Source organism: Flavobacteriales bacterium (genome assembly GCA_013001705.1).
In the GTDB taxonomy this organism is placed as follows: domain Bacteria; phylum Bacteroidota; class Bacteroidia; order Flavobacteriales_D; family JABDKJ01; genus JABDLZ01.
Genome location: JABDLZ010000282.1, coordinates 1 through 8,675, shown reverse-complemented (window position 1 = coordinate 8,675; position 8,675 = coordinate 1). Strand labels below are relative to the sequence as shown.

The window sequence follows — 8,675 nt, the reverse complement described above, 5'->3', positions numbered from 1 at the left end:
ATTGGATATCGCCCGTTTGGATTCGCAGATCGCTCAAGGTCTAGATGTCCTCTCTGTTCGCGCATTCTATCTCTGCGGTCCCAGTGAGATGATATTCTCTATGAAGGAACATCTGGAACAGAAGGGTGTATCTACCGAGCGTATCCGTTTCGAGCTCTTCTCGGCTCCTGCTCCAGGAGCTGACGATTCAGAGCAAAAGGCCGAGGTGCCTTCCAGTGATGGATTGGTCAATACCTACATCTTGGATGGTGAGCGATTCGAAGTGGAAGTGAAGGATCCGGACATGACCATCTTGGACATCGGTCTGGATCACGGTATAGATCTACCCTTTGCTTGCCAAGGTGGGGTCTGCTGCACGTGCCGAGCGCAGGTGCTAGAAGGGGAAGTAGATATGCGCCAAAATTTCTCACTCAGCTCCAGTGAGGTCGAGGAGGGATTCGTTCTCACTTGCCAGAGCTATCCCAAAGGCGGTTCCGCCACGCTCGATTACGATGCTTGACTTCGATGAACTGTCAATAAGCAGCGATTGATTGTTGACATCTTTCTGTAGAACCTGTATTTTTGACGATGAATCTGCAGGGTAAAGATTCACGTTATGAGTACACGAGAATATTCATCCCTGTCATATGAAGAGAAGAGGGAACTATTGCGTATGAATGGCAGTTTCGTAGCTGAGCATACGAATAGTAAGAAAGGAAAAAGGACCATATATGCACTATATGGATTCTTTGTGGAATTGAACTACGACCTGAGTAATCAGGAAAGATATATACGGGTATACGACAACTATTTCAAAACCGATACCCAGGTAGAAGGGATACGAATAAGTCTGAACTAGTGTTTTTTAGTGTTTAGTTAGATCGAAGGGCTTCACCAAAGGGTTGAAGTCCTTTGATTTTTTAGGGCCATATCCATTCCCTTATTCGTACCGATCGCTACGGCTTCGATCGATCTGCCGCTTGGCCTCCTTTTTCTTCAAGTCCTCACGCTTATCCTGCAATTTCTTTCCTGTGGCCAGCGCGATCTCCAATTTGGCAAATCCACTCTTACTGATGAAGAGCGTCAAGGGGATGCACGTATTCCCCACATCACGCAGTTTGCGTTTGATCTTTCCCAGTTCATTGGCAGTAAGCAGCAGTTTTCGGACACGAGTGGGTTCGTGATTGGCATAGCCTCCGTGACTGTAAGGCTCGATATACATATTGAGAACATGCAATTCTCCTTTGATGAAATTGCAATATGCCTCCGTGATACGCGCCTTGTGATTACGAATGGATTTGATCTCGGTCCCGGTCAATTGTATACCAGCAATCCACTTGTCTTCCAAGAAATACTGATACGCTGCTTTCTTGTTCTTCGCTATGACGGTTCCTTCCTCGATCATGGGAGCTGCAAAGAAAGGTCAATTCGGCTCATCCGAGTCCTACATCCAGAAGCATCATCACGATGAAGCCACCGATGAAACCCAGAGTAGCGATGTCGGTATAGGCATCCCGTTGGGTCTCAGGTACTACCTCTTCAATGACCACGTATATCATCGCACCTGCAGCAAAGGCGAGTGCATAGGGAAGGATGGGCATCATCTGCATGACCAGCAGTGCACCCAGCACCCCGGCTACGGGTTCTACAATGGCCGATAACTGACCGTACCAGAAACTGCGGAATCTCGAAACACCCTGTCTGCGCAGAGGCATGGAGACTGCTATTCCTTCTGGGAAATTCTGAATCCCGATACCCAGGGCCAAGGCCACTGCTCCACCGATGGTTGCTTCAGGAATGCCCGCAGCCACCCCTCCGAAGAGCACTCCTACGGCCAGCCCTTCTGGAATGTTGTGCAAGGTGATGGCGAGAATGAGTAGAGTAGTCCCTTTCCAATCGGTGTCCGGTCCTTCTGCTTCATCCTTGGTGAAGTTGATGTGGAGGTGCGGTACGAATTTGTCCAGCGCAAATAGGAAGAGTGCTCCCATCCCAAAGCCGATCACAGCGGGCATGGCCTTGACGAATCCTTCACCAGGGCTCATCTCGATGGCAGGAGAGAGCAGGGACCAATAACTGGCCGCCACCATGACCCCACCGGTGAATCCGAGCATTCCATCTAAGACGCTTCGCTTCATGGTCTTGAAGAAAAAGACCAGTGACGCACCCAGGCCCGTCAATCCCCACGTAAAGAGTGTAGCGAGCAAGGCAGCGAGTATAGGGTCTATGCTTTCAAAATAATCGAGAACGGGCTGCATGGGATATTAAAAAGTTAGGCAAAGCTAATCTTTTGCCGTGCTGATTCAGTCTATTTTCGGGATCTAAAATTCAAACATGAAGAATGTCATCATCACCGGAGCGAGTAGCGGAATTGGGCAGGCATTGGCCCATGCACTGGATAATGGAGCATATCGCTTGGTCCTCTCAGGGCGAAACAAGGAGCGCTTACAGACCTTGACTGATTCGCTTTCATGTGAACATCTTGTCCATATAGGAGATGTGAGGGAATACGATGATTGCCAAGAACTGGTCAATAGTTGTCTCAACGAATTCGGTGGGGTGGATGTGCTGATCAACAATGCGGGACTGGGTCACTTCGATCCTTTGCATCAAGGAAAGATCGAAGAATGGCACCGCATGGTAGATGTGAATGTGAAAGGTGTTCTGAACTGCTTGCACAGTGCCATGCCTTCATTGATAGAACAGCGCGGACATGTGATCAATATCGGGAGTATCGCGTCCCATCATGTCTTTCCCAACTCAGGGGTCTACTGCGCTACCAAACATGCACTCTTCGGTATCTCAGAGAGCATACGTGTAGAATTGAATGGCCGCGTGAAAGTCACGACCATCAGCCCGGGTGCGGTCGATACTGATTTCATCAACAAGACCACCAATGAAGAGATTCACGGGAATATGAAGGACTATTTCGCATCTGCCATGCGACCCAAGAGCATAGCCGTACAGATCAAGCATGCGATAGAATCTCCTGAGGATTCGGTGGTCAATGAGATCATTGTGCGACCTTTCCGTTCGCACCGGAGGCCGGCATAGGACTGATATAAAATATGATCGGAGCGATACTCTTTTATCTATTGATGATTCTGCTTTATCTGCAGGCCCATGGATTCTTTTGGCCTAAAGACAAAAAAGATGAATATAAAGAGTGGAGTAGGAAGTATAAGAAGATGATGGTCCGGAGTGTCTACCTCTTTACTATTGCCTATACTATGCTGAAGTTCGTTTTATAACCGAACGGAGTCAATCATTGATCAACTACACACCCCTGTCAAATCACTTTGTGCTTTTCCTTTCCCCTCTCGAGAGGGGAATGTGCTGGCCAATGGGTGGAAGGGGTGTGTGAAGGGTCTACTTCCGTCCAATTGAATCGAATCTTGAAGAATGATTGAACCCGAAGCTGTTATTCAGAATTTGAAGATCTTCTCCAAGTCAGCACATGGTCCATCCCGATCACACTGTCGCTCCGGATGATGAGCTGTTCTCCTTCGATCTGGAACTTTCGCTGAAGCTTGCGACCTTTCCAATCGGGATGCTTACAGCCCTCTATCACATGGGTGACGATGCCCGTTTCATTATCCAAAGCGTAGGTGCCATAATAGGAGAAATAGGTCTGGTAGGCTTTCAAGATCGTCAGACTATCTAAGGTGGAGTAATCATCGGTCCCTAGTTCAGGTCGGTCATCACCTTCCAGTTGCATGGACATGCTTCCATCCTCCAAGTAGATCAATTGACCGGTGGCCTTTTGGCCATACGGATATACTACTTCGCCATGCTCGGTGATCCCTTTCCATTCGATCAATGAATAGCTTCCGGCCAAAGGGTTGGTCTCCTGCTCGTTCTGACAAGCAACTGCTAAGGCAATGAATAGTACGAGATATAGGGATCTCATTTCTCGGCAACGATACTGAAACAATAGGGCAAGTTATGGCCAAACCGCTCGATGACATAACGTCCTTCTCCTGCAGGGATCATCCCTCGGAAACAGGGATACGGTGAGAAGTCATACTCCTGGAAATGGGCTATTCGAAGTCCCTGCTCGAGCAGGGCTGATAGAATCTCTCCGAAGGGGTGGTTCCACACGACATAGGGGATATCCTCCGAGTCTTTCTGAGCATAGCTGCTGATCTGGCTCTGGATAGGGGATACGTTGAAATAGGAATAGACCATCTTCTCCATGTCATCATCAAAGAGGTCCAGTACCGGATGGAATTCCACAAAGACCAATCGGCCACTCACTTTCAAGCGTTGATGGATGAGTCGAGCCCAAGGCTTCAGGTCAGGTAACCAAGGGATGGTGCCGTAGCTCGCGAAGACCATATCGAATTGGCGCCCATCGAGCAAGCTTTGAGCCAGTACATCGCTGCAGATGAATTCCACGTGCACACCCATCTGCTCGGCCAATACCTCTGCTTGAGCAATGGCATCGGGAGATAGATCCACAGCGGTGACCTGGGCTCCCATTTTGGCCAATGAGATGGAATCTTGACCAAAATGACATTGCAGGTGTAGGACGGTCTTGCCTTCTAAGTCACCTAGCAATGGGAGTTCGATCTCCTTCAAAGAGGTCTTGCCCGCCAAAAAAGAGGGCATATCATAGAAGTCAGAATCGATGTGGATGGCCGTGCGTCTATTCCATCCTTCGCGGTTGATATCCAGATGGTCCATCAGGATTCGACTTGGTTGATCTGCTCCAGTAGTGGGCCTTCGATCGCTACTACACTTGGGAGTGGGATCGAGTCGCCACCATCGGGCCAGTGGCTGGTAAGCTTTTCCAAGCTCACTGATGTCTCACCGGGATGTTGTACACTCAGAAAGAGCGTCTTGCCATCCGGGGAGAAGAAGGGTCCTGTCAGCTCAGCGTCATTGGGTGCACTGGCCATCTGGATCACTTCTCCTTCTTGCGGACCACTGCGAGGTACCATGAAGAGACCGTTATTTCCAAAGGGTTCATAGACGCCATAGTTCATAGCACTTCCAGAGACATCCACTGTGAACCACAGATTCCCTGCTTGATCGAATGCCAGATTATCCGGACAGCTGAAGCCTGTTTCTTCACCACCGGTCAAGAACATTTCCGACTCGAATTCCAGCGCATCGTACCGGCCATCCTTCTCCATGAACTTCATGATCTGTCCGTGAAAGTTCTTCTTGGGTTTGTTATTCGTACAAGCTACCAAAACATGTCCGGTCACTGGATCGATCTCTATATCCTCAGGACGATCCAGTGGGGTTGCGCCCAAAAGTTTGGAGGCTTCGCGGCAATAGATGAGCACCTCGGTCTGGTCGGTGAAATTCTTCTTGAGCACCGCCTGCTCTTCGATATCCAATGAGAGCCAAGCGCCTTTTTCCAAATCGGCCACATAGAGGGTGCCTTCCTTCAGACTCCCAGGTACTGAGGATATGAACTTGTACAGATGTTCATCGTTCTTGTCATCACCCGAGTAGACCACGACCCGCCCATCTTCTAACTCTATGATGGTTGCACACTCGTGCGAGAATCGACCGAGGGCCACATGTTTCTGAGCATCTCCGGTCTGTGGATCCACCTCTACTACCCAGCCGTAATGTTCCGGGCGGTTATCATAGAAACTATTCCATCCGTAAGTTCCTCGTCCCTCATCGATCTGTGCACTCCCGCGCATACATTCTCCGTAGCACTGATGATAGTTCTCTTCGCAGGTGAGAATAGTCCTCCATGGGGTCACACCTCCCGAGCAATTCTGGAATGTGCCCATGGCCTCTTTCTTCCCAGCGATAGGATGGGGCCAATTGAAAGGAATGATCGTATGGCCGGTCAGCCGCATGTTCTTCTCACTTTGAATTGGATTCCATCGACCATCCTCCTTTCGCATCTCTACAAAGCTTCCGCCTACAGAATACATCTCCTTATCGACCTCTTCCTTGGTCTTCTCTCCACCAGTATGTCCAGAGACGAAGAGCGGATTGGGATATTCATGATTGACCCAAAGCAAACCTTCATCCGGTCCCTCGGGGATGAAGGCCGTGTAGTCGCAATTGAATCCAAAGGTGTCCTTCTCGCTGATAGCATCACCAAAGCGGAGTAGCGTTCGGCTTTGGAGTCCTTCTGCCAAGACGAGGTCATCGACCGTACTCGGCTTGATACCTTGTATGGTCTTTTGGATGAGTTCTTGCACCTGGTCCTGAGGCGCTTGACAAGCTTGAATGAATGGAGGGAGTAGGGCTGTGCTCACTGCACCTTTGCCCAAGAATGAGATGAAGGATCTTCTTTTCATTGTGTAGGATCTACTCTTCAGACAGAAGGTGGAAAGATACGCTTACCTTGGCCTTGATCTCCAATTGACCAAGAGCGATACCGTCCTCATCGTCCACTGCTACCATCGCATCACCACCGGCTACATTGGCATAGGCGTTCTGCTGTGGCCACCTCTGCTGGAAATCCACTTCTTCTATATGATAGGCAAGACCGATGGACTGACCCAGTTCACTCGCCAGTGCTTGAGCTTTCTCCTGTGCTGCTAATATGGCCTTGGATCGAGCCTCGTCCATGAGGGAGCGATGTGAGGTAGTGCGGAATACAGGTGCATTCAGATTGCTGATCTTCATAGAAAGCAGACCGATCATCACCTCTTCATAGTCATCCATGTCCTTGAGACATACCGAGATGCTCTGTGAGGCAGCATAATATTTGGTCTCCTCACGCTGACGATGATCGCGGTACCGTATGCCTATGTTCAGATACTGGGTCTGGATATGTTCGGGTGCAATTCCCTTCTTTTTTAGGAAGGCAATGGTCTCGGCCGTGATCTGGGCATTCTTGTTACGAGCATCTAGAAGATCATCGCCTTCAGTCTGTACAGAGTAAGTGAATAGTACTTCATCGGGTTCTGTGTAGACTGTAGAGGTGCCTTGCGTTGTGATAAGAGGTCTGGTATGATGATCTTGAGCATAGATGTTCGTGCTGATGATCAGGGCAATGATGAGTGTTATCTGTTTCATGGTGCAATATAATTTAGTGCATGGTCTACTATAACCGTGCCTGATCCTATCTGGTCTGACAATAGTAAATTCACCGTAGAAGATGAATGCAAGAATTGATGAACAGAGCTTCAAATATCTCCGGAAGCTCGCCAAGAACAACGACCGGGATTGGTTCAAAGCACACCGAGAAGAATATGAGCAGGCAAGGGAGAACGTAGCCTTGTTTGCCGATGAGATGATCCATCGATTGAACAGGCATGATCTCATCGAGACGGTATCGGGAAAGAAGAGTATGTACCGCATCCATCGGGATGTGCGCTTCTCCAAAGACAAGACACCGTATAATCGCTGGTTCAGTGGATATTTCCGTAGGGCGACCTCTGCGCTGCGAGGAGGCTATTACTATCGCTTGGAGCCGGGAGGCCGATCCCTCATCGGAGGAGGATTCTGGGGGCCGAATAAGGAGGATCTGCTTTTGATCCGTCAGCAGATAGAGATGGATGATGAGCCCTTACGAAAAGTGCTGAAGAGCAGTTCCTTCAAAAAGCTTTTTGGAGAACTCAAAGGAGAACAATTGAAGACCGCTCCCAAGGGCTTCAGCAAGGAGCACCCGCAGATCGACCTGCTTCGCTACAAGCAATTCCTTGTCGTGCGGGAATTCTCAGATAAAGAAGTCTTGGCACCCGATTTCATTCAAGAAGCCCATCGCACCTTCAAAGGCATGCGTCCTTTATTTGACGTCATGTCCATGTATCTCACCACCGACCTCAATGGAGAATCCACGCTATGAGAATCGACACATACATACACCTATTCATTCTCAGTCTTTGCATTGCCTGCAGCCCATCTGATCCTGAAAGCCAAACGGGAGAGTTAAATGAACAGAAGGAATGGGCCATAGCCATCCATGGTGGGAGTGGGGTGATGGAGCGTTCCCGGTTCGCGGATGAGGAGGTAGAACTGTATCTCAGAAGTTTGGACAATGCCTTGCGCACTGGCGAGAGGCTGCTACAAGAAGGCGCATCGGCTTTGGATGTAGTGCAAGTCGTTCTCATGCGAATGGAAGATGACTCTTTGTTCAACGCAGGCAAGGGAGCTGTACTCACGGCAGATGGTCATGCAGAATTGGATGCCTCCATCATGGACGGTCTCACCCGTAATTGTGGAGCGGTGACCGGTCTGCGTACGATCAAGAATCCGATCCTAGCAGCCCGACTGGTCATGGATAGTTCGAAACATGTATTCCTATCTAGAGATGGGGCAGAGGAATTTGCGATGCACCATCGATTAGAAGAGGTGGACCCTGGATACTTCGAGACCAAGAGGCGCAAGGACTATTATCTGCGGAAGAAATCGGAGGAAGTATCTCAATTCCTAGAAGAGAAAGCTTGGAGCAAATTCGGCACGGTGGGCTGTGTGGTTCTGGACCGCGAAGGAAACCTTGCAGCAGGAACCTCTACCGGAGGGATGAGTATGAAACGCTATGGACGTATCGGTGATAGTCCGATGATAGGAGCGGGGACCTATGCTGATAACACTACGTGTGCAGTCAGTTGCACGGGATGGGGGGAGTACTTCATTCGAGCTGCCGTAGCACATGATGTACATGCGCGTATGGCCCATGGGGGAGATGATCTCGCGACTGCCGCTTCTGAAGTGATCCAAAAGGTCATCCCAGAGCTGGGAGGAAATGGTGGATTGATCGCGGTGGATAAGAC

At 49.5% G+C, this 8,675-nt stretch carries 11 protein-coding genes; 5 read left to right on the top strand and 6 right to left on the bottom strand.

Going from position 1 to position 8,675, the window contains the following annotated elements:
- The coding region (locus HKN79_11260; protein ID NNC84145.1) for a 2Fe-2S iron-sulfur cluster binding domain-containing protein at positions 1–499 on the top strand (499 nt) is incomplete at its 5' end.
- 96 nt (positions 500–595) lie between these two features.
- Positions 596–838, top strand: a complete 243-nt coding sequence (locus HKN79_11255; protein ID NNC84144.1) for a hypothetical protein — start codon at positions 596–598, stop codon at positions 836–838.
- Between the two features lie 81 nt (positions 839–919).
- On the opposite strand, the gene smpB is transcribed toward HKN79_11255, so the two are convergent.
- Positions 920–1,384 carry an SsrA-binding protein SmpB gene (gene smpB / locus HKN79_11250; protein ID NNC84143.1) on the bottom strand — a complete coding sequence of 155 codons (465 nt, stop codon included), beginning with the start codon at positions 1,382–1,384 and terminating at the stop codon, positions 920–922.
- Positions 1,385–1,412: 28 nt separating this feature from the next.
- A complete protein-coding gene (locus HKN79_11245) occupies positions 1,413–2,234 on the bottom strand; it encodes a ZIP family metal transporter (GenBank protein ID NNC84142.1) in 822 nt (273 codons plus the stop codon).
- Between the two features lie 76 nt (positions 2,235–2,310).
- Between HKN79_11245 and HKN79_11240 the strand changes: the two genes are divergently transcribed.
- Positions 2,311–3,030, top strand: coding sequence for an SDR family oxidoreductase (locus HKN79_11240; protein NNC84141.1), 720 nt, complete (start codon positions 2,311–2,313; stop codon positions 3,028–3,030).
- 367 nt (positions 3,031–3,397) lie between these two features.
- Here the strand turns inward: HKN79_11240 and HKN79_11235 are convergent, their stop codons facing one another.
- Genes HKN79_11235 through HKN79_11220 form a run of 4 tightly spaced genes read right to left on the bottom strand, consistent with a single transcriptional unit; the run spans position 3,398 to position 6,975 of the window.
- Entirely contained in the window at positions 3,398–3,886 is a 489-nt protein-coding gene (locus HKN79_11235) for a hypothetical protein (GenBank protein NNC84140.1), read from the bottom strand.
- Positions 3,883–4,662 (bottom strand): class I SAM-dependent methyltransferase, encoded by a 780-nt coding sequence (locus HKN79_11230; protein ID NNC84139.1) that lies wholly within the window; start codon positions 4,660–4,662, stop codon positions 3,883–3,885. Before HKN79_11230 ends, HKN79_11235 begins: the two co-directional genes overlap by 4 nt.
- On the bottom strand, positions 4,662–6,251 hold the full coding sequence (locus HKN79_11225; GenBank protein ID NNC84138.1) for a DUF839 domain-containing protein: 1,590 nt from the start codon (positions 6,249–6,251) through the stop codon (positions 4,662–4,664). Before HKN79_11225 ends, HKN79_11230 begins: the two co-directional genes overlap by 1 nt.
- A 10-nt stretch (positions 6,252–6,261) precedes the next feature.
- Entirely contained in the window at positions 6,262–6,975 is a 714-nt protein-coding gene (locus HKN79_11220; GenBank protein NNC84137.1) for an SIMPL domain-containing protein, read from the bottom strand.
- Between the two features lie 82 nt (positions 6,976–7,057).
- On the opposite strand from HKN79_11220, the gene HKN79_11215 reads away from it, so the two are divergent.
- Complete coding sequence (locus tag HKN79_11215) at positions 7,058–7,747, top strand: DUF2461 domain-containing protein (protein ID NNC84136.1); 690 nt, start codon at positions 7,058–7,060, stop codon at positions 7,745–7,747.
- The coding region (locus HKN79_11210) for an isoaspartyl peptidase/L-asparaginase (protein NNC84135.1) at positions 7,744–8,675 on the top strand (932 nt) is incomplete at its 3' end. The genes HKN79_11215 and HKN79_11210, both read left to right, overlap by 4 nt.